Below are 21340 nucleotides of genomic sequence, written 5' to 3' on the forward strand. Positions count from 1 at the left end.
ATTAGAGCAATTATAAAAATATTTATTTTGTGACTGGTGCAGTCTTGTGATACGATGTAAGCGTTTTAAAATACCCTCAATTCAGCCGCTTAACTTTTAAAACGAGGATGACGATCATGACAACAGCACAATACTTAGTTTTTGACGTGGGTGGTACCACGATTAAATATGGTTTATTAGACGACACCTTACAGCTACAAGCCACCGGCCAGTGCCCCACTTTACCAAATGAAGCTGGCCATATTTTAAAAGAATTGCTGCGCCTCAGCCTAGCTTTTCAAGCCGATTATCCCCTGCAAGGCATTGGCGTTAGTACTGCCGGCATCGTCGGCGTCGATGGGGCCATTCAATATGCAGGGCCCACTATCCCCGGCTATCAAGGCACCCCCATTCAAGCTAAGCTTGAGGCGGCCACGGGCTTACCCGTGTTTGTGGTGAACGATGTGGCAGCGGCTTTACTGGGGGAACAGTTGGCTGGTGGGGCGAAAAATGCCAGTTCTGTGTACTGTGTAGCCCTGGGTACGGGTATCGGCGGTGCTTATTTGGATCACGGCAAGTTATTGTCTGGGGCGAATGGCACCGCCAATTCCGTGGGCTATCTGCTTTATGACCCGGCTACTCAGACCAATTACGAGCAACGGGCGGCCACCTTAGCCCTGGAAGCGCTGGTAACACCATTAGGGGTGAGTGTACCGGACGCCTTTGCCCAGGCTCGCTTGGGGAAAGCACCTTTTGCAGATATCATTAGCCACTGGGCCGTTGCAGTGGCCCAGGGCCTAGCCCAAATTATTTTATTGTTTGACCCAGAAATCCTATTGATTGGTGGGGCCGTCTCCCAACAAGGAGATTATCTATTGACCCTATTGCAAAACGCCTTAACCGACTTTGTGCCCCAGGGCTTATGTCAAACCCGCCTAAAGGTGGCGGAACTGGCAGACAAAGCCCAATTGTATGGGGCCTTTGCCGGGATTCAGGCAAAACGATAATAATTATCTTTTCGATAAAGCGTTTACATTACTGGAATAATATGATACATTGTTCCACGTAATAATCGCTGAAAATTTAACCGCTATTAAAAATAGATACCACGTTTCCCACCAATAATGGTTTGGGCGTAAAGTGTATCTTTTTAAGAGTGGTTTTTTGTTTGCCTTTCAAAGGAGGATGTTTCATGAATGTAGCTGTGAATACGGCGGTTTTTCTAAAAGATCTGCAAGCTGGGGTCCCACAAATCGATTGTCTGCGCCGATTACAACAATTGGCCCTGCCCATCCCCGCCGTTGAAGTCCGGGGCGAATTTTTTGACCCCCAGCAACAAGCCAGTGAACTAGCCCAGATTGCCCAACTTTGCCAGCAGGCAGATTGGGAGCTTTATTATTCTGTTCCTGAAGCGCTGTTCACATCTGAAGGCGTGGCCGCCAGCTTATCAGAAAACTTACAACTGGCCCAAAAATATCAGATTCGTTCTTTGAAATATAGTTTTGGGAACTTGCCGGACTTGACCCCGGCGACCATTGCTGATTTAAGGGCATTGCTTACCCAAAGTGGGGTGCAAGTGACTATTGAAAATCAGCCCAATGCCCACGGCACGTTACGCCAGATGCAACAGGATTTAGCTTGGGTCCGCCAGCACCAGTTACCGTTGGGCTATACCTTTGATGCAGGAAACTGGTATTGGGTGGCGGAACATCCGGAAGTGTCCTTTGGCCAGTTGCAAGATCAAGTGACTGTGTTCCACTTAAAGGATATTAAACACCAAGATACGGTTTTATTAGACCAGGGGTGTACCGATTGGCGCAACTTGGTCAACCAACTGCCAGAGACCGTGCCCGTCTTTCTAGAATATGCCGTGGACCAAGGCCAACTGGCTGATCAAATCAAACTGGTCAACGCCGCCTTGAGTAGGTGAGGAAATGACGTATTTAGGTCAACTGGTCTTGATTTTGTTGTGTACCAAAATAGGGGCCCATGTGGCTAGCCGTCTACATTTACCCAGTGTCATCGGCGAGCTGTTAGTGGGGGTTTTGGTGGGGCCAGCGGTGTTACATCTCTTAGTGCCCAACACCTTTAACCATTACTTTTCTGAAATCGGGGTCATCGTGTTGATGTTTATCGCCGGTTTAGAGGGGAACTTGCACCTATTACTGCGGTACTGGCGACCGGCTTTAACGGTGGCAGTTTTAGGGGTGATTTTCCCCACGGTCACCGCAGCCTTGTTATGTGTGGGGGTCTTTCATTTAGCTTGGACCACCGCTATTTTCTTGGGCTTAATTTTAAGTGCCACGTCGGTGAGCATCACCGTGCAAGTCTTAAAAGAAATGGGCCGTTTAAACAGTCGTGAAGGCGCCATTATTTTAGGAGCCGCCGTGGCCGACGATATTATCTGTGTGATTTTATTAGGGCTTTGCGTCAGTATTTTTGGTAGCGGTGCCAATGTGCAACAAGGTTCCCTGGCGCTGATGCTCCTGCCAAAAATTGGTTTTTTCATTCTAATGTTTATCCTGGGCAAATGGGCTGTCCCTCGGTTCTTGAAATACTTCAGCCAATTGCGGGCCAGTGAAAATAGCGCTGCGGCAGCTATGATCCTATGTTTTGGCTTTGCCGCCTTAGCCACGGCCATGGGTATGAGTGATGTCTTGGGGGCTTACTTTGCCGGGCTGGCGATTTCAGAAACCCAGTACGCCACCAAGCTGGCCCCGAAGATTGAAACCATTGGCTATGCTGTATTTATTCCCGTATTTTTCGTCAGCATTGGGTTGAATATTACCTTCAAAGGTCTCCAAAATGACGTTATTTTTATTATTGCTTTGATTATCGTCGCCATTATTGGCAAACAAATCGGCGGCGTGTTAGGGGCAAAATTATTTGGCCTGACCTGGTCCCAAGCCAATGTGGTGGGGGCGGGGATGATTTCTCGGGGTGAAATGGCATTGGTAGTAGCCAACGTGGCCCTAGGCGCCAGACTTATCGATCAAAATCACTATACCGCCATGATCCTGGTCACCGTGATCACCACCTTATTAGCGCCAGTGATCTTGAAATTATTTATCCAACAAACTGCTAAAACGCGCGAACAACGACAAGCAACACCAACAAAAATTTTGAAAGTGCATGAGGTGAAACAATGACTAAAGCAGGATTTGGGATGTGGAATTGGATTGTTTTAATTATTTACTTACTGGCCATGTTGGGCGTAGGGGTTTACTTTACTAAAAAAGCCAGCAAAAATACGGATGCCTTTTTCAAAGCGGAGGGGAAGATCCCCGCTTGGGCGGCGGGATTTAGTATCTACGCCACCACCTTAAGTGCCATTACCTTTATGTCCACGCCGGAACAGGCCTTTTTAAACGACTGGGCCTACGCCATTGGTAACTTTTCGATTTTATTGATTATTCCGTTATTGGTTAAATTTTACGTGCCTTTTTTCCGCAAATTAAATGTCACCACCGCTTACGAATACTTAGAAGAACGCTTCAGTCCGGTGATGCGGGCCATCAGTAGCTTGTTATTTATGCTGTACCACATTGGTCGCATCGCCATTGTCATTTACTTACCGATCATCGCCATTACCTCCGTGTCCAACATCAACCCTATTGTCATCGCCTTAGCCATTGGCCCGTTGTGTATTATTTATACCTTCCTCGGGGGTATTGAAGGGGTCATTTGGAGCGACGTGATCCAAGGTTTCCTGCTCTTAGGGGGCGCCCTATTGGTTTGTATCCTAGGGGTGACTTACATCAAAGGTGGCTTTTCCACGGTCTTCCAAGACATCAGTACCCACCAAAAAGTCCTATCCGGGGCCGATTTCAACGTCCATGATCTGTCGAAATTTGTACCCTTGATTTTAGCTGGCCAAATTTTCAACAGTTTGTATCAATACACCGGCAGCCAAGATGTGGTCCAACGCTATCAAACCACCGGCTCCATGAAAGAAGCTAAGAAGTCCCTTTACACTAACGGGCTGTTGGCTTTGATCACCATCCCTTTATTCTTTGGCATGGGAACGATCTTGTTTAGTTTTTACCAACATGCCGGGTCTTTACCAAAAGGCTTCAACACCAGCGCCGTGGTCCCTTATTTCATCATTACGGAAATGCCGGCTGGGGTGGCTGGTTTGGTGATTGCCGGGATTTTCGCCGCCGCCCAGTCCACCATCGCTTCCAGTTTAAACGCTATTTCTTCTTGTGCGGTGACTGACTTTAAGCAACGTTTCTTTGATGATAAACTCAAAGGCTTAAAAGATGTGACCCTCGCCCGGATTATTATTATCATCGCCGGCGTCTTGAGTTTGAGTGTGGCGATTTATCTCTTAATGGGGAATGCTTCCCAAACTTGGAATTTGTTCTTAACAGTGACTGGGATCTTCGGGGTGCCAATTGCCGGGATTTTCGCCGTGGGTATTTTCACCAAACGGGCCAATACCACAGGCGTGTTGATCGGTTTAGTTTGTAGTGTCGCCTTATCATTTTATGTCCAATCCTTAAATATCTCTTCACTGTTAGTGGCTTGTTCAGCGTTTATCTCTTCATTCATTTTAAGTTATGGCATCAGTTTACTGGTACCTACCCAGCTTAAAAACATTACCGGTTTAACGGTGAGCACCATCAAGGAAACCTATGTCCGGGAAGGCAAGTAACAACAAGTCACCTGAAAATTAAAATGACATTAACATTTGCTATTTTTTCCAGAAGGCCTTATTGTCGGCCTTCTTTTTTTAGCGTAATATGAAAGTTAAAATTGAACGCAAGAGAGGAAACAGACGGCATGGCAAAAGTGACGATTTCTGACGTGGCGCAAGCCGCGGGTGTGTCCAAGGCGACGGTGTCCCGATATTTAAATAAACATTTTGAACGCATGTCCCCTAACACTCGTCAGAAAATTGCAAAGGTGATTGAAGATCTAAACTACCAACCTAGTTTTCAAGCCAGCGCGTTGAAGTCCAACTGGACTCATTTGGTGGGGGTAGTGGTGGCTGATATTTCGAATATCTATTCCACCCTTTTGATCACTGGTATCAATGAAGTAGCCAAAGCCCATGGCAATCAGATTATGATTGGGGATGCCTCGGATGATTTAAACCAACAGCAGGAATCCATTGAATTATTATTGCGGCAAAATGTGGACGGTTTGATCATTCAACCCATGAGTCAAGATCCCCACGACTATGCTTATTTGCGCCAGAGCGGGACCCCTACGGTGATGGTGGACCGTCTGACCAAGCCTTTATTTTGGCCCACGGTGACCTCTGATGACTATGCTTCGACTTATAAGCTAGCCCAGGCAGTATTGGCGGCAGGGTATCAAGATATTTTGATCTTTATCAATAAGATCAGTGTGGCCTCCACGCGCCAAATGCGGGCGCAAGCATTCTTAGATGCCACCCAGGATAAAGCCCGAGTGACCTTGTTAGAAACGGCAAATGATGATCCCAAAGTGGTGGCCGACTGGCTAGTCCAACATCCAAACGCCCACCCCGTGGTCTTTGCCGGTAATGGCCGGTTACTGATGGCCTTGTTGCTGTGGATCAAAGATCAAGGCTTGACCTGCCCGGAAGACTTAGGGGTTTGTGGTTATGACGATTGGCGTTGGGCTGCTTTAGTAGGACCGGGCATCAGCTGTGTGACCCAGTATCCCATTCAAATTGGGCAACAAGCCACGGAACTATTGGCGCAAATTATTGGGGGCAAACGCCTACCAGCAACCCAGGTCAAAGTGGCGGCCGACTTGAACTTACGGGGTTCTTTTTAAGAAGCTTATTATAGCAACATTTAGACACTTATTTTGAGAATTTTAATTCAAAATAAGTGTTTTTTGTTGACAAAAACTGGAAGCGGTTTTATGATAGGTGTTGTTAATAAGGAAACCGGTTTCCTAACTTCGTAACCAATCCACTACGCTTATAAAACTTAGGAGGTTTTATATCATGACCCAACCAACAATTAGCGCCAATTTACTGTTATTAGCTGATAAATGGCAAGCCGGGGCCGACCAAGTCACCCTAGCCGCACAACTGGCTGATCTAGGTTTTAAAACGATTGAAATTCGCCGGGAATATTTCCGAGATATTGCCAAAGAAATCCCGGAAGTTGCCAAATTAGCCGCCGATAAAGACTTGACCCTTTACTACAGCATCCCCGCTGAACTTTTCGTCAATGGGCAATTAAATCCTGAATTAGAAACCTTTATGGATGAAGCAAAAGCCATGGGTATCCAAAAAGCTAAATTTAATATTGGTGATTATGCTAATTTTAAAGGGAATTTGGCCCAAACCCTACAACCACTTTTAAGTCACGGTATTGAAGTCAATATCGAAAATGATCAGACCCAAGCAAGCGGCCGTCTAACCCCCGTGCAGACCTTTTTGGAAGCCGTTCAAGCTGCCAAATTGAATCTGGGTTATGTTTACGACTTGGGCAACTGGCCCTTTGTTCGTGAAGATCCCCTAGCAGCTGCGAAAGCACTCAGTCAATATGTCCGCTACATTCATGTGAAAGACGACGTGACCAGTGGTGCCGATCCCGTTACCGTGCCCCTGGATTTAGGGGATTTACCTTGGCGTAAGATTTTAGACATCTTGCCTAAGACGGTGCCCGTGGCCTTAGAATATCCCACTGCTGATGCCGACGTGATCAAGTTAGGCCAGGAAAAATTAGTCGATTACTTCAAAGAATCAAAAGATTAACGGAGGATGAAACAACATGGCCAATCAACGTATGCAAATCGATCCCGAGAAGTTTGCGGCCCAATTTATGGCAACCGTGAACATTACCTTGGATCCAGATAAAAGTAATATGGAAAGTGCCGCTAAAGAGGCGCTGGCAGCGTATCTGTCCGCTTATTATTTAGCCCAACGCTTTAACAACACTGAAAACGAATTTTTTGCCGATCCAGACCGCAACAAGAAAACATCCGGCTACCAGCGCATTTTAGGCGAGCTGAATCAATACTAATAGGAGGCAAATTTTATGGCTAGTCTCATTACCGGAATTTTGCTGATTGTGTCCTTTATCCTGTTCATCATCTTCGCCATGCGCGGCGGCAACTTGACGGTTGGCTTCTTCGTGATGGCGATTGTCTGGACAATAATTGGCCTAATTCCGCTCCACATTGCAATAAAAGAAATTTTTACTGATCCCGTTTTAAATTACGGGAAAACCGCTTTGTATATCATTTTGGGTTCTTGGTTTGGGCGGGTCCTGGTGGATACCGGGATTGCCGGCAGTATCAGCCGCCGAACACAAAAAGTCGGGGGTAAGGCCCCAGTACTAGCAACAATTCTGATTGCCATTATCACCGCTTTGATTTTCTCAAGTGCTTACGGCGTGGGCAGTGCCATTGCCGTTGGGGTTATTTTATTCCCAATCATGTTCTCCATGGGTGTGCCTAAGAAAGTGGCCGTATCCGTGTTCACCATGTCCATTGGGGCAGCGATGTATATCAACCCGGTGTTGTTTAACCAGTTTACCGTGTTCTTTAAGGGCGTCACTTGGGGGGATCATTATCTGAGGTTTGGCTTTGTGGCCATGGCCGTGCAAATGGTCGTGGTCGTGGCAATGATTTTATTTTACGGGCCCAAGATTCGCAATGGGAAACCCATTATCGTGGAAGCTGAAGGGGATCAACCCACTAAAGAAGTGAACCCCATCACTTATGTGTTACCAGTTATTCCCGTATTGTTGAGTATTTTCTTCAAATGGGATGCCATTCCAGCACTATTGATTGCCACGATTCTGGCCTTTGCCATGACCGGCAATATGAAATCTTACCGTAACTTTGTGGGCATGATGAACAGCACGGCTAAAACGGCTATTGGTGATATTGCCGGCTTGCTGATCATGTTATTGATCTTGACCATGTTCCAAAGTGCCGCTGTGCACACCATGGGTCAGTTCACCAACTTATTCAAGAGTATTATTCCAAACAGTCATTTGTTCTTGATTATCATGATGATGATCATTGCACCGTTATCTTATTTCCGGGGGCCATTGATGTTATATGGCGCCGGGGCAGCAACAGCCGCTATCTTCACAGCCACCGGCATGTTCCCAGCTTACTTCTTATATGGTTTAATGGTCGTACCAAGTATGATGGCGATTTCTGCAGATATTACGCAATCTTGGAACCTATGGTCAGTGGAATATGCTAAACTAGAAACAAAGACATTCTTGCTCACCGGTTTGCCTTGGGCCTGGATCGCCACGATCCTCAACCTGGGTGCAGTTTACTTCTTACTATAACAATTAGAAACGTCAATCATGACGATGGAGGTTTTAAAAATGGCAGAATTCTTGACAATTGGGGAACCGATTTCCCTATTTGCATCTGAAGACGTGGACGCCTCTTTAAAAGATGCCGTTCATTTCCACAAATTTTTAGCCGGTGCTGAAGTGAATGTGGCCGTGGGAGTTTCCCGCTTAGGCCATTCCGCCGAATATATTACCCGCTTAGGGGCGGATCCTTTCGGGGACTTTATTGCCGATCAATTGGCTAAAAATAATATTGGTACCGACTATATTGATACCACGCCGGATTATTGGACCGCCTTTCAATTAAAGGACCGCGTGTCTAAAGGCGACCCTAGTATCTTCTACTTCCGCAAAGGCTCCGCCGCTGCCCACTTTGACAAGGCTGTGTTGGATAAAATTGATTTTAGTGACGTGAAATTTGCCCACTTATCTGGGATTTTTCCAGCAATTTCCGATCAAGCTCTGGATGCCTTCAAGTATCTCATTCAATTGCTCCATGACCATGAGATCCGCACCACCTTTGACCCTAATCTGCGGCCCCAATTATGGGCCACTAAAGAAAAGATGGTCCAAACCATCAATGCCCTCGCCGCTGAAGCAGAAATTATTTTGCCAGGCATTTCCGAAGGAGAAATTTTGATGGGCAGTCGGGATCCAGAAGCCATTGCCGACTTCTATTTACAACAAAGTGACTTCACCCAAACCGTGGTGGTCAAAGTAGGTCCTGAAGGCGCTTATGTGAAACAAAAGAATGGTGACAGCTACACCGTCCAAGGGTTTAAAGTTGCTAAAGTTGTGGATACCGTCGGCGCAGGGGATGGCTTTGCCTTGGGGTTAGTCACGGCCTTGATCGAAGGCAAATCCTTGCGGGATGCTGTCATTCGCGGCAACGCGGTGGGGGCCTTTGCCGTCCAAGCCCCTGGGGATAACGATGGCTACCCAACGCCAGAACAGTTGGCCGACTTCTTAGCCGCCAACCCAAGATAACAGTCAGAACCTTGAAAAAGGAGGACGCTTATGCAATTACAAGTGGCAATTGACCGCTTAACGTTAGACGATGCCGTAACTGCCGCCAAAAAGTTGGACGGCCACGCCGATATTATTGAGATGGGCACTTCTTTAGTGAAGGATTACGGCTTTGCGGGCATGCAAGCCATGCGCGCAGCCGTGGTGCAATCTCAATTATTGGTGGATTTGAAAACTATTGACGAAGGGGCCTATGAGTTCCAACAAGGTTTTAAAGCCGGGGCCGATATTTTAACGGTGATGGGAGCCAGTTCCTGGGCTACTATTGAAACCGTCGCTAAAACCACGGCGGCAGCTGGGGGAACCATGATGATAGATTTGTTAGAGGTTCCTCAGGTGAAATTAAAGATCATCACCGATGTGAAACGGGCGATTTATGCCTTGCATCACTCTAAAGATCGCCACGATAAGTTGGATCCCACCGCCACCGTGGCAGAATTTCACCACAATTTCCCCCAAGTCCAACATATCGCCATTGCTGGTGGCGTGGACTTAGCCGGGGCCAAGGCTTTAGCCGCTCAGGGCTTAACCGACATTGTCATTGTTGGCGGAACGATTATGAACGCCAGTGACCCAGTAGCGGCCACTGAAGAATTTATGGAGGCCATACGCTAATGCAAGTTTTACCAGATATCATGCAAGAAATTAATGAAGTCATGGGGCTCGTTGACGAAGGTCAATTAGATGCTGCCATGCCACTGATCACTAAGGATAAGCGGATCTTTGTCATTGGGGCCGGCCGCTCCGGCTTTCAGGCCAAGGGCTTTGCCATGCGCTTGATGCACATTGGCTACACTGACTATGTCATGGGCGAAACAATTACGCCATCGATTCAAAAGGGCGATACTTGGGTAGCAATTTCCGGGTCCGGTACTACCAAGGGGATTGTCAGTGACACAGAAGCTGCTAAAAAACTAGGCTTAAATATCATTGCCTTTACCAGTAATGATCAATCGCCTTTGGCCCAATTGGCCGATAAAGTCGTCGTGGTCCCCGGGGCTACTAAAACCGGAGCTGGGGTGAAATCTATTCAGTTGTTGTCCACCTTGTTTGATCAAACGGTGCACATCACTTTAGATGCTTTAACCTTGAAATTAGCCAAACGCGATGACACTAGTAATCAAGATGCCTTGAATGAGCATGTGAATGTGGAATAAAACGCCCTATTTTCAAATTGAAAGCAAATCCTATTTTTAAGCGGTGCAAGACCGGCATAAGCGGTTTTAAGCGCCGCTTTTTGCGTGGCAAAGTCGATGACACCGGGATTTTTAAACTTAACTTGACGCACGGGGGAATAAGCAATATATTTATAAGTGAGCGCTCGTTTTCGTAGCTGCTAATAGGTAATACTAAATACATTATTTTAAGGAGATTTACGCATGCTTGAAGCAATTAATTTAAAACCAGGAATGGCCTTTGTCAAAGACGGCAAGCTGATCAAAGTCGTTGAAAGTAACCACCATAAGCCTGGTAAAGGCAACACGGTAATGCAAATGAAGTTATATGATATTCGCTCTGGTTCCACGGTGCAAACCACCATGCGGCCAAGTGAAAAAGTAGAACAAGCTATTCTTGAAACTAAGGATGCCCAATACTTATACACCCAAGATGACATGGCTTATTTCATGGACTTGGAAACTTACGAACAATATGAAATTCCTGTTGAAAGTATTGAAACTGAATTGAAATATTTGTTGGAAAACACCAATGTTAAGATCGAATTCTACGAATCAGAAGTCATTGGGATCAAGTTACCAACAACTGTTGAATTAACAGTTACTGAAACGCAACCTTCCATCAAGGGTGCCACTGTTACGGGTTCTGGGAAACCAGCTACTTTGGAAACTGGCTTGATCATCAACGTGCCTGACTTCATCAGTGTGGGTGACAAATTAGTTATCAACACGTCTGAAGGCACTTATCAAAAACGGGCTTAATTTTAAAGCAAAAAAACGTCATTCCTTTTTGAGGGAGTGGCGTTTTTTTATGTGGCCAGTTAATTGAGCTCACGAATTTCTAGTTTCATTTTATTGGTTAGTAACATGGCGGGGATGAGGATCACGATGATCAATACCGTGGACCACAAGAAGGCTTGTTGGTAAGCGCTGGTGAGCCCCAGGGTGGTGGTGACGTGGTGGTTGGCGGTATAACTGGCCACAATGGTGGCGAGAAAGGCCGAGCCAAAGCCGCCGCCCACTTGTTGCATCATGCGGGTCCCAATGGAAGCCTGGGCAGTTTGAGACTTTGCCAAGCCAATAAAGGGGTCACTCATCAAGGGTTGGACGATACCAGCGCCGCCGATGCCCCGGATAAAGAGGACGAGAGCAATCAACAGATAAGAACTGTGCTGGTCAAAGTAAATAAAGGGGGCTGTGCCTAAAATAGTGACGAAGATGCTGGCAATTACCACCCAGCGGGCGCCGATTTTATCCACCAGGCGGCCAATGCTGCCCCGGGATATCAACATGCCAATACTTTGGGGAATCAGGGCAATGGCCGCTAGGATGACACTTTGGCCCCGGACATCTTGGAAGAACAGGGGTAGTAAAATCATGGGGCCACTGGTGATGAAGCCAGCCAGTAGCAGTCCTAACATGGATCCGGTGAAATTTTTGTGGCGGAATAAGTTTAAGGGGAGGACGACAGTGGTTTCATGACGGTGGGCATAAGCACTGTAGACCAAGAGCAAAGCCAAACCAATTCCAATATAAATCAGGGCTTGGGGATTGTTAAAACTGCCCTTGGAACTGGCCTGGACCACGCCGTAGATGATGGTGCTGGCGATGGCCGCCAAAAGGGTCACGCCTAAATAGTCCAATTTAGCTTGGGGATTTTTAACACCAGTAAAATAGCTGCGATGATGACTAGTGGGACATTGATAAAGAAAATCCAGCGCCAGGAGCTGTACTGGACGATAAAACCCCCGATGATGGGGCCTAAAATGGGCCCCAGGGTCATAGGCACGCCAACGATGGCCATGATCCGGCCCATCTTAGCTGGTCCCACGGCATCCACTAACAGGGTGGTGAGCAGGGGCAAAATCAACCCGGCGGCAAAGCCTTGCAGTAAACGAAAACCAATGAGTACGTTGATATGCCAGGCTAGGCCGGACAATAAGGACGTGATTCCAAAGGCAATTTCGGCCCAGAGATAAATTTGCTTTCCAGAAAAGCGGTTGATCAACCAGCCGGAAAAGGGGACCGCCGCGCCCATGGCTAGGGCGAAACCCGTGACGGTCCATTGCACCATGGCTAAACTAGTGTTGAAATCAGCTCGCAATTGGTGAATGGCGATATTGACCATGGTGGCGTCTAACATAGGCGCCATAGAACCTAACACTAAGATCCAGGCCATGACTTTTATGGATTTAGGAATTGCGGTTTGTGCTGTATGTTTCATTTGGATACCTCGTATTTCGTAGATTAGATTCATTATGTTCCTAAATAAGATACATAGTGTATCTATTAACGAAACTCAGTTTACACCTGGTTGTGTTAAAATACAAGGTGTATCTTAAAAAAATGCGAGGTCTATTATGTGTGCAGAAAAAAAAGAAACCCGGAAGTCCGGGGATGCCTTGACCCAGGCTATTTACCAGGCTGCCGTAGCTATTTTAAATGAATCCGGTTATGAAAAAGTGACCTTTGCCAGCGTGGCACGGCGGGCTAAAACCGGCCGGACTGTTTTATACCGCCGGTTTGAAAGTCCCTTTGCCCTCTTGTATCAAGCAGTCCAGTACTTTTCCGATGCAAAACACGAATCAGCTATTGAAGACGCCGACTTCAGCCAACATAATCTGCGGGATAACTTATTAGCAGTGTTACAACGATTTCGGGTATCTTCCCAGTTTTTTGGCCGTAATCAACAGTTTCTAAAGGCCTTTTTAATTGAATTGGGGAAAGATAGTCCCCAGGTCAAGGCCATTATGGCCGAGCTACGGCGTCAAGATTTATTTTTAATGGATCGGCTTTTAAGCCAAGCCCAGTTGAAAGGCGAGATTCAACATGCGGTCACAGATTATGTGAAACTACTGCCATTTCAATTAATTTTGTATCAAGCTATGATCGAGGCCAAAGAAATTACTGATGACGTTGCTGCGGAAATCGTTGACACAGTAGTCCTACCCGCCATCATGGCCCAACAGTAAACAACTTTTTTGGCGAAATATTACTATTACACAAGTAAATTGTGTATAATGTAATTGAGGTGAGGTAGTATGGCAAGTATTCAAATTACAAATAGTGTTGTTGCATTACTCAAGGAAAAACAGATTGCTGACAAACCACTATTGCTGATTGCAGACGATGGTGGCGGCGATTATTCCTTATTAGGTGGCGCCTGTTCTTTAGGGGCCAAGTTCTCCATTGTTGAATTAGAACAACCTGATCCTAAGTACGCGATTGAATTAGAAAATAACGTGGGCTTACAACTTTACACGTCTAAATATGATTTGACCTTTATGGGCAAGGGCTTGAAACTGGACTTCAAGAATTATCGCATCAGTTTGAAAGATGATTCTGGCCTCTTAGACGGCGGTGTGCAAATCGCCAAGGGCTCAGACATCAAAGCCGCCTTTGCCAAAGGTATCTTTGCTGGTAGTACTGGCTGTTAAAAACCTAGAAATCCCGGAAAATTATTTCTGGGATTTTTTTTGTGCTTATTTTGCGGAATTTGGAGATATGGTGTTATGAATCAATATGGAAATATCGGTTAATAGCAAAAATTTGTTTGATTGTTTATGAAAAAATACTATGATATTATGTCAATTGGGAACAAAATGTACCCAATTGGAGATGATTACATGTTTACAAGCATTGAATTTGCTAACTATAAATCTTTTAAGCATCTTTTTTTAGATATGCAGCAAAGCGGCCAACCTAAGAATTTAATTGCGATTTATGGCGAGAATGGTGCTGGAAAATCAAATATTGTTTCCGCATTTATGAATTTAGCATTGTCAATACGAACTTACAAAAATCAAATAGAATTAGCTCAATTAGAATCGAAAATGGGCAATGCCAACCAGGACGAAGCGGAAATAGATGCTAATCAAACTTTACTGAAGATGCTACGTAACAAAGTCATTCACAGTAGTAACGACGACAGTGTTCTAAGCGTTTTCAGATCTTACTATATGATTAATTCCAATGATCCTATGCGTATTATTTATAAATTTAGAATTGATGAGCATGATGGAAGCTATGAACTGATTTTTAAAAAAGATAAAGGAAAAATCTATTTAGCATCTGAGACATTGAAATATTTGATAAAAAAAGCAACTGGAACTATTTTTAGTATCAATAAGGCAAACTTCTCAAGTAAACCCACTTTTAAACTTAGTCCCAGTTTATTTAATACTAATGTTATCCCTATTTTTAAAGACCAAATAGAACGATTCTGGGGAAAGCATACATTTCTTGCTTTATTTTACAACTTTCAGAGCGCAAGCAATGAGTCGTATGTGGACGATAATGTATCTAAAAATTTCATAAAAGTTTTCGATGATCTTTCACAGATATCAATCAAAACAGATAGAGCTGCTGCAATGCAGGTTTTTAAAAGTCTATTGCATGGTGATTTATACAGAGGCATTGTTACGAATGATGAAAGAGGTAATGCAAATCTTGACAATACTGAGCTGGCAATTAATAAGTACTTTATTCCCTTGTACAGTGATATTTTAGAGCTTAAATATAAGCGTGATATTATTGATGATAACAGATTGAAATATGATTTATACGAGTCTAAACGAATTGATGGGGAAATAATCAAGGTTCCTTTCGTACTCGAGTCTCATGGCACAAAACAGTTATTAGAATTGTTACCATTGCTGCTCAATGCTAAAGCTGGAGATACGGTGGTGATTGATGAAATAGATTCTGGCATTCATGATCTATTAATCAATCGAATCGTCGAAAATATCAGTGAAGATCTGCAAGGCCAATTGATATTTACCACCCATGATACGCAATTGATGCGGGAAATTGCACCCAGTTCATTATATGTTATCCGCAGTGATGCCAATGGGCGTAAACGGGTAGAACCACTGCCAAGTATTGCTAAGATAAAAGCGAATAATAATGTTCAAAAACTTTATCTAGAAGGCTATTTTGATGGCATTCCTTATACAGACGATGTTGATTTTGATGATATTCTAGACGGAATTGAGGATTAGTTAATGAACAACCAACACACTTGTGCGGTCGTCATCGTGCACGGCCAGTCTGAATACGCATTTGTGCAAAGTATCAAATCAAAGTTAAGGTTAAAAATTGAAATATTTGCCAGAAATAAGGGCAAGAGTAGTATTCAAATTAATAAGCTACCTGATGTTTTTCAGAACAATATTTTTAGAAGTAAAAGTGCACTTCTCAAAGAATATGAAACAATTCAACATCGAAAAAGGGAACTATTGGATTTTAGGATATTTACCATTATGGACGTTGACGATGTAGAAAATAGGGATGTAAGGCGTAACTATATTGATGGATTTATTTCTAATATTGGGGACTATCAGCTCAAACCTTATATTATGCCGATTTACTTTATTGAAAATTTTGAAGACGCCTTAAGAGATATCAACTTTCCATTTGTGCCTAAAAATAATCGGGACAAATCTAAATACTTGAAAGTATTTGATCCAACGATTCAGCAAAATGCTGATGCTGATACCACGACTGAGTTGGCACAGCGCTTTGCTAAATCGAAACGGACGAATGTGGACATGTTTTTAGATTATTGCCTGAATCATCGGACGCAATTTTAAGCGTTAACTGAAGTCTGATTGAGTTTGCCAAATAATGGAGACTTGTTGTAATTTGCTTGGGTCAGCTAATTTATGGGACGAATTTAGCATTAAAATTTTTGTTTGGGGCAAGGTAGCTATCCTATCTATATTTTTGGAGGAAAGAAAAATGAAATTAAAACGAACTATATTGCTGTTGATTGCAGCCACTTTTCTGGTAGTTGCTGGGGTGTTGTCTAACACTGACCAAGTGAGCGCGCATCCCAGTCGAGATCAAAATGTTTATTACGATTACCCGACCACCGCAACCGTGGTTGGGACTTGGGGTGCTAATCTTTTTGAGGGTAATGATCAAAATAAAGTATTTCAACGAGTTTTACCGGTAAATTCGCAATGGCAAGTATATGGCTATACTTGGCGCGATGATGGTTATTATTACTATGCTGGTGGCAACTTATGGATTCAGGGCAATCAAATTAAAACGCCAGTCTATAACTGGTTAGACGCTATCTTAAACGTTGTTTCAAGATATGGTGAAGATTGGAATAGCAATACAAGGTGGCGGACAACAACACCTTTCCTTGGACCAATCGAAGTTGCTTTAGAAGATGATACCAATGGCCAAGCGATAGATACGCGCTTATACCAAGTTTTTGATAATGGCGATATCAATGATGTGACCTGGGCCGTTCAACCTCATTAAATAGATGAATTTAAAAACTTAGAAATAGAATTTTAGCAACTCTGAAGAGATTACACTTATCCCCAAAAAGTCCTCCAATTACAAGGCAAAAGCCAACTAATTGGAGGACTTTTTTAAATGATAGAGACACTCTAAACTATTTTTATTAATCGGTAAAATTCATTTCCAGCCGCCCTAATTGTTGGATTTCACCCACTAAGGTGTCGCCGGGTTTAATAAATTCTTGAGGTTTGCGGCCTACGCCCACACCACCGGGGGTGCCGGTGAAGATTAAATCCCCAGGATATAAAGCTACAATGCCGGATAGATAACTGATCAAAGCCGCACCATCAAAAATTAAGTCCATCAGGTTACCGTTTTGCTTCGCAACCCCATTTAAACTGGTGGTTAATTGTAAAGTATTCACATCAGGCAGACTATCTGGCGTGGTCAGCCAAGGCCCTACTGGTGAAAAATTAGCGTAGGATTTGGCCAAACCAAATTGTGGGTCTGTGTTGGCAAATTGCAGGCGCCGATCCGACAGATCCTCACCCACCATGTAACCGCCAATGTGCTTGGCAGCATCTTCAGGTTGAATATTGCGGCCGCCTTGGCCCACAACCACTACTAATTCAGTTTCCCAGTCGGTTTGTTGACCTTGGACCTGAACCGTGGGATAAGGGCCAGTGATGGAACTTTGATATTTGGTGAAAATATTAGGTTCTTTTGGGGCCTGTGTATGTAGTTCGGCCATGTGGTCAGCGTAATTGAAGCCCACGGCAAAAATTTGTTTCGGGTTTTCAATCGGCGCTGATAAGTCATGGAGATCTGTCAAAATCTGGGGGTCGCCTAAGGTTAAAGGCCGCGGTGCTGATAGGAAATCTCGGATATTATAGATGTTTGTAATAGGTTGGTAAGTGATTTGTGAGGGATTTTCCGTCACAACGATTGGCTTGTTTTGATACATGGCAAGTTTCATTAAAAAACCATCTCCTTTTAGCTATTTTAACATTTTTTAAAGGGGCGCATCGCCAAGACTACAAACTAAATAAAATTCTTATGGAAACATAACTTTTTACATTGAAGGCCATAATTGCTATTATATTAGTGTTACCGCTTACAACTATTTTTGGAAAGCAGATGGTTTAATGCAATTATTAAAGCCCCATATTGCCACGGAAAAAGTACCCCAGGAAAAGGTTGACGAAACCTATAAGAAGCTGCGTTTACAGGTCTTCCTGGGGATTTTTATTGGATATGCCGGTTATTACTTGCTCCGGAACAACTTTTCCTTGGCTATTCCCCAATTAACCCAAGCGGGATTTTCCAAGGGTCAGCTGGGGTTAGCCTTATCAGCGGTTTCTCTAGCCTATGGCATCAGTAAGTTTGTCATGGGGATGGTGTCTGACCACAGCAATGCCCGCGTTTTCTTACCGTTAGGACTGGTCTTGGCGGCGTTGGTGAACTTGGCCTTGGGCTTTATCCCGGTGCTGACTTCCAGTATCACCATCATGTTCATTGCCCTGTTTGTCCTGGGCTGGTTCCAGGGGATGGGCTGGCCGCCATCCGGTCGGGTTTTGGTCCACTGGTATTCCATCAATGAGCGGGGTGGTAAGACCGCCATTTGGAACGTAGCCCATAACGTGGGTGGCGGCTTTATGGCCCCGATTGCCACCGGGGGGATTGCTTTGGTGGGATCTTACTTTGCCCTTGATGGCTTTAAATCCTATCACGGTGCTTTTATCTTGCCAGCCATTATTGGGTTAGTGGTGGCCTTCATTGCCTTTTTATTGATTCGCGACACCCCCGAATCCGTTGGCTTACCACCCATTGAAGCCTATCGCAATGATTATCCCAACAAAGACCACAAGTTATTTGAAACGGAATTGACCACCAGAGAAATTTTATTCAAATATGTCTTAAACAACAAGTGGATCTGGTTGATTGCCGTGGCCAATATTTTTGTTTACTTAGTTCGCTACGGGGTGGAAAATTGGGCCCCCACCTATTTAACGGAGGTCAAACACATTACCTTAGCTAGCTCCAGTTGGAGTTACTTCTGGTACGAGATTGCCGGCATCCCCGGGACGCTGATCGCCGGCTGGGTTTCGGATAAAGTCTTTAAGGGCCGTCGGGGGCCTGCTGGCTTTGTCTTCATGTTAGTGGTGTCGGCCTTTGTGCTGTTATACATGAACGCCACCAATATTGTGGTGATCAATTTTGCGTTGATCATGATCGGCTTTTGGATTTACGGCCCCGTGATGTTAATTGGCCTGCAGGCCCTGGATTTGGTACCTAAAAAAGCTGCCGGGACAGCTGCCGGTCTCACTGGGCTATTCGGTTATTTCTTTGGCTCTTTTTCCGCCAACGCTATCATCGGCTACACCGTGGATTGGTTTGGCTGGCAGGCCGGGTTTGGCCTGATTCTAGGAGCCAGTCTCCTAGCTGCTGCACTCTTCGCCTTAACCTGGCATGTCCGGGGGCAAACTCTGACTGACTAAGGCGACTCAGTATGCTATAATATTATTAAATAAATAAGTTTGTTCGGTTGACTAAGCTCAAGGATTTGTCCACTCAGGGGTGTGAGGGACATATCTTTGGGCTTTTTTTATTTCAGAAAGGAAGATTTTATGGCATTTTTAGGCAGCTTACTGCTCATCTTGATCACCACCACTATCATCGCCCACTTCAGTACCCGCATTGGCATCCCCGGGGTCATCGGCCAACTCCTAGTGGGTATCCTCTTAGGGCCAGCCCTGTTAAATTGGCTTCAGCCCAACAATTTCATCCATATCTTTTCCGAACTAGGCGTGATCATCCTCATGTTCATGGCCGGTCTGGAAAGTAATTTGGCCCTGTTGAAAAAATACTTTGGCCCCAGTGTGTTGGTGGCGATTTTAGGGGTTATTTTCCCCGTGGCGGGCACCATGGCTGTGGGGGAGCTGTTTGGCATTCATGGGCAAGAAAATATTTTCATCGGGGTCATTTTTGCGGCTACCTCGGTTTCTATATCCGTGGCGGTTTTAAAGGAACTGGACTTGCTTAAAGGCCAAGCTGGGTCCACGATTCTAGGCGCAGCAGTGGTAGACGACATCCTGGCAGTGTTGATGCTCAGTGTGATGGTGAGTCTGTTAGGTACCGGGGGCAGTCAGCAAAGCCTGGGGTTGACCTTTGTGTGGCAGGTGTTATATTTTGTCGGAGTTTATCTCTTGGTAAAATTTGTCACCCCTTATCTGGTGGGCATCGCCGACAAGTTGTTTGTTCCCCAAGCCCGAACTTTGATGGCCATCATATTATGCTTCTCGCTGGCTTATGTGGCTGATCTGGCTGGTTTGAGTGCCGTTGTGGGGGCCTTTTTTGCCGGCATCGCCATTGACCAGACCAAGGCCAAAACGGAAGTGGACCACAATATTCAGCCCATTGGTTACGGGATTTTTATCCCCGTGTTCTTTGTGAGTATTGGTTTGAACATGACCCTGGCTGGGTTGCGCGAAGATATTGGTTTGATTATTGTATTGACCGTTGTAGCCACCTTGATGAAACTAATTGGGGCTGCCCTGGGGGCCAAGTTTGCCCATTTTGACAATCGCCAAGCTTATCTGGTGGGGGCCGGGATGGTATCTCGAGGTGAAATGGCTTTGATCATTGCCCAAATTGGTTTTGAAGCAAAATTATTATCAACGGATTATTATTCCGCCATCGTCACCGCCATTATTTTGACCACTTTGATCGCGCCATTTCTAATTAAGTTGGGTGTGTCTAAGCACAATGCTAAATCTTTGAAATAGCAGGCGGCAATCAACTATAATAGTCATATGCAGACCTCACGCCATGCTTGACCATACACAGTCAGTTTATCTAAAGAAAAGAGGCAGGGATAATGGCAAACCTGGAGACTTTATTGGATATTGTTGTCCCGATGTACAATTTAAGCGGTTATTTAGAGAAAAGTTTGGCTAATTTAGCCAAGCAGGATTATGATAATTATCATGTTATTTTGGTGGACGATCACTCCAGCGATGATACTCTGGCTATTGCCCAAGACTTCAGTAAGGCCCATCCCCAATTTGAGCTCATCCAACTGCCAGAACACCAGGGGGCCTCGGCAGCTAGAAATGCTGGGATTGAAGCCGCCACGGGTATTGGCGTCGCTTTTGTGGATGGGGATGACCAGGTGGATCCAGAATATGCCAGCAAGTTAGCCGAGGGCCTCATTAACTATTCGGCTGATATTGCCGCCGTGGGCTATACTTGGTTTGGTCCTGTCAGCTATCACAGCTTTGATCGCCTGCGTTTCACCCGCTGGGATGAAATTAGCAAGCCCAATATGTTAGATTCCGTGACCCGCCATGGCACCGAAGTCGGCGGGTACATTTGGAACAAAGCTTTCCGGCGCACGATGTTAAATGACGCCAAAGTGCGTTTTGATACTCAATTACAAATCGCCGAAGACTACCTGTTCACCACCGAAGCTGCGGCGGCAGGCAACAAGTTCGTCTATTACGCCAAGGCCCTCTACCACAAAGTCAATCGCCCTGGCAGTACCATCCATTCCCGCACCTATAAAATGCGGGTCCAAGAAGAAGAGGTCTTCGCTAAAATGGGGGAGATTGCTCGCGATAGCTTGCGCCACTGAAAATA

At 45.0% G+C, this 21340-nt stretch carries 23 protein-coding genes; 20 read left to right on the forward strand and 3 right to left on the reverse strand.

The features are described 5' to 3' along the window. Positions 1 to 116 precede the first annotated feature (116 nt). The 12 genes from FC83_RS02180 to efp all read left to right on the forward strand — a co-directional run bounded on the left by FC83_RS02180 (position 117) and on the right by efp (position 11209). On the forward strand, positions 117 to 986 hold the full coding sequence (locus FC83_RS02180) for an ROK family protein (protein WP_035452887.1): 870 nt from the start codon (positions 117 to 119) through the stop codon (positions 984 to 986). Positions 987 to 1171: 185 nt separating this feature from the next. Beyond that, positions 1172 to 1909 (forward strand): sugar phosphate isomerase/epimerase family protein, encoded by a 738-nt coding sequence (locus FC83_RS02185; protein WP_035452889.1) that lies wholly within the window; start codon positions 1172 to 1174, stop codon positions 1907 to 1909. A 4-nt stretch (positions 1910 to 1913) separates the two neighbouring features. Then, positions 1914 to 3128 carry a cation:proton antiporter gene (locus tag FC83_RS02190; RefSeq protein ID WP_035452891.1) on the forward strand — a complete coding sequence of 405 codons (1215 nt, stop codon included), beginning with the start codon at positions 1914 to 1916 and terminating at the stop codon, positions 3126 to 3128. Beyond that, the gene (locus FC83_RS02195) at positions 3125 to 4636 is read left to right on the forward strand and encodes a sodium:solute symporter family protein (protein WP_057002331.1); all 1512 of its coding nucleotides are present in this window, start codon (positions 3125 to 3127) and stop codon (positions 4634 to 4636) included. Before FC83_RS02190 ends, FC83_RS02195 begins: the two co-directional genes overlap by 4 nt. 128 nt (positions 4637 to 4764) lie before the next feature. Continuing rightward, on the forward strand, positions 4765 to 5748 hold the full coding sequence (locus FC83_RS02200) for a LacI family DNA-binding transcriptional regulator (RefSeq protein ID WP_057002332.1): 984 nt from the start codon (positions 4765 to 4767) through the stop codon (positions 5746 to 5748). 175 nt (positions 5749 to 5923) lie between these two features. Then, entirely contained in the window at positions 5924 to 6682 is a 759-nt protein-coding gene (locus FC83_RS02205; protein WP_035452895.1) for a sugar phosphate isomerase/epimerase family protein, read from the forward strand. Positions 6683 to 6698: 16 nt separating this feature from the next. Further along, positions 6699 to 6950, forward strand: coding sequence for a hypothetical protein (locus tag FC83_RS02210; RefSeq protein WP_035452897.1), 252 nt, complete (start codon positions 6699 to 6701; stop codon positions 6948 to 6950). A 15-nt stretch (positions 6951 to 6965) separates the two neighbouring features. Beyond that, the gene (locus tag FC83_RS02215) at positions 6966 to 8237 is read left to right on the forward strand and encodes a hypothetical protein (protein WP_057002333.1); all 1272 of its coding nucleotides are present in this window, start codon (positions 6966 to 6968) and stop codon (positions 8235 to 8237) included. 39 nt (positions 8238 to 8276) lie between these two features. Next, positions 8277 to 9233, forward strand: coding sequence for a sugar kinase (locus tag FC83_RS02220; protein ID WP_035452899.1), 957 nt, complete (start codon positions 8277 to 8279; stop codon positions 9231 to 9233). 30 nt (positions 9234 to 9263) lie between these two features. Beyond that, positions 9264 to 9887 (forward strand): orotidine 5'-phosphate decarboxylase / HUMPS family protein, encoded by a 624-nt coding sequence (locus FC83_RS02225; RefSeq protein ID WP_057002334.1) that lies wholly within the window; start codon positions 9264 to 9266, stop codon positions 9885 to 9887. Beyond that, positions 9887 to 10429, forward strand: a complete 543-nt coding sequence (gene hxlB, locus FC83_RS02230; RefSeq protein WP_035452901.1) for a 6-phospho-3-hexuloisomerase — start codon at positions 9887 to 9889, stop codon at positions 10427 to 10429. Before FC83_RS02225 ends, hxlB begins: the two co-directional genes overlap by 1 nt. A 222-nt stretch (positions 10430 to 10651) precedes the next feature. Beyond that, the gene (gene efp / locus FC83_RS02235) at positions 10652 to 11209 is read left to right on the forward strand and encodes an elongation factor P (protein ID WP_035452903.1); all 558 of its coding nucleotides are present in this window, start codon (positions 10652 to 10654) and stop codon (positions 11207 to 11209) included. A gap of 59 nt (positions 11210 to 11268) precedes the next feature. On the opposite strand, the gene FC83_RS17585 is transcribed toward efp, so the two are convergent. Beyond that, positions 11269 to 12075: an MFS transporter gene (locus FC83_RS17585; protein WP_338028687.1), complete on the reverse strand. Its 807-nt coding sequence runs from the start codon at positions 12073 to 12075 to the stop codon at positions 11269 to 11271. Positions 12076 to 12077: 2 nt separating this feature from the next. Continuing rightward, positions 12078 to 12671, reverse strand: coding sequence for an MFS transporter (locus FC83_RS17590; RefSeq protein WP_338028688.1), 594 nt, complete (start codon positions 12669 to 12671; stop codon positions 12078 to 12080). Positions 12672 to 12807: 136 nt separating this feature from the next. On the opposite strand from FC83_RS17590, the gene FC83_RS02245 reads away from it, so the two are divergent. The 5 genes from FC83_RS02245 to FC83_RS02265 all read left to right on the forward strand — a co-directional run bounded on the left by FC83_RS02245 (position 12808) and on the right by FC83_RS02265 (position 16720). Then, complete coding sequence (locus FC83_RS02245; protein WP_035452905.1) at positions 12808 to 13419, forward strand: TetR/AcrR family transcriptional regulator; 612 nt, start codon at positions 12808 to 12810, stop codon at positions 13417 to 13419. Positions 13420 to 13488: 69 nt separating this feature from the next. Beyond that, a complete protein-coding gene (locus FC83_RS02250; RefSeq protein WP_035452907.1) occupies positions 13489 to 13884 on the forward strand; it encodes an iron-sulfur cluster biosynthesis family protein in 396 nt (131 codons plus the stop codon). Between the two features lie 189 nt (positions 13885 to 14073). Continuing rightward, positions 14074 to 15447 (forward strand): AAA family ATPase, encoded by a 1374-nt coding sequence (locus FC83_RS02255; protein WP_035452909.1) that lies wholly within the window; start codon positions 14074 to 14076, stop codon positions 15445 to 15447. Between the two features lie 3 nt (positions 15448 to 15450). Then, complete coding sequence (locus tag FC83_RS02260) at positions 15451 to 16038, forward strand: hypothetical protein (protein ID WP_035452911.1); 588 nt, start codon at positions 15451 to 15453, stop codon at positions 16036 to 16038. A 148-nt stretch (positions 16039 to 16186) separates the two neighbouring features. Further along, on the forward strand, positions 16187 to 16720 hold the full coding sequence (locus tag FC83_RS02265) for a hypothetical protein (RefSeq protein WP_035452913.1): 534 nt from the start codon (positions 16187 to 16189) through the stop codon (positions 16718 to 16720). A 145-nt stretch (positions 16721 to 16865) separates the two neighbouring features. On the opposite strand, the gene FC83_RS02270 is transcribed toward FC83_RS02265, so the two are convergent. Further along, positions 16866 to 17678 carry a fumarylacetoacetate hydrolase family protein gene (locus FC83_RS02270; RefSeq protein WP_035452915.1) on the reverse strand — a complete coding sequence of 271 codons (813 nt, stop codon included), beginning with the start codon at positions 17676 to 17678 and terminating at the stop codon, positions 16866 to 16868. A gap of 169 nt (positions 17679 to 17847) precedes the next feature. Between FC83_RS02270 and pgtP the strand changes: the two genes are divergently transcribed. The 3 genes from pgtP to FC83_RS02285 all read left to right on the forward strand — a co-directional run bounded on the left by pgtP (position 17848) and on the right by FC83_RS02285 (position 21335). Next, positions 17848 to 19200, forward strand: coding sequence for a phosphoglycerate transporter protein PgtP (gene pgtP, locus FC83_RS02275; protein ID WP_057002335.1), 1353 nt, complete (start codon positions 17848 to 17850; stop codon positions 19198 to 19200). Positions 19201 to 19329: 129 nt separating this feature from the next. Beyond that, on the forward strand, positions 19330 to 20487 hold the full coding sequence (locus FC83_RS02280; protein ID WP_035452938.1) for a cation:proton antiporter: 1158 nt from the start codon (positions 19330 to 19332) through the stop codon (positions 20485 to 20487). A gap of 92 nt (positions 20488 to 20579) precedes the next feature. Continuing rightward, positions 20580 to 21335 (forward strand): glycosyltransferase family 2 protein, encoded by a 756-nt coding sequence (locus FC83_RS02285; protein WP_035452917.1) that lies wholly within the window; start codon positions 20580 to 20582, stop codon positions 21333 to 21335. Positions 21336 to 21340: the final 5 nt, after the last annotated feature.

It is taken from the genome of Agrilactobacillus composti DSM 18527 = JCM 14202 (genome assembly GCF_001436375.1).
Taxonomy (GTDB): domain Bacteria; phylum Bacillota; class Bacilli; order Lactobacillales; family Lactobacillaceae; genus Agrilactobacillus; species Agrilactobacillus composti.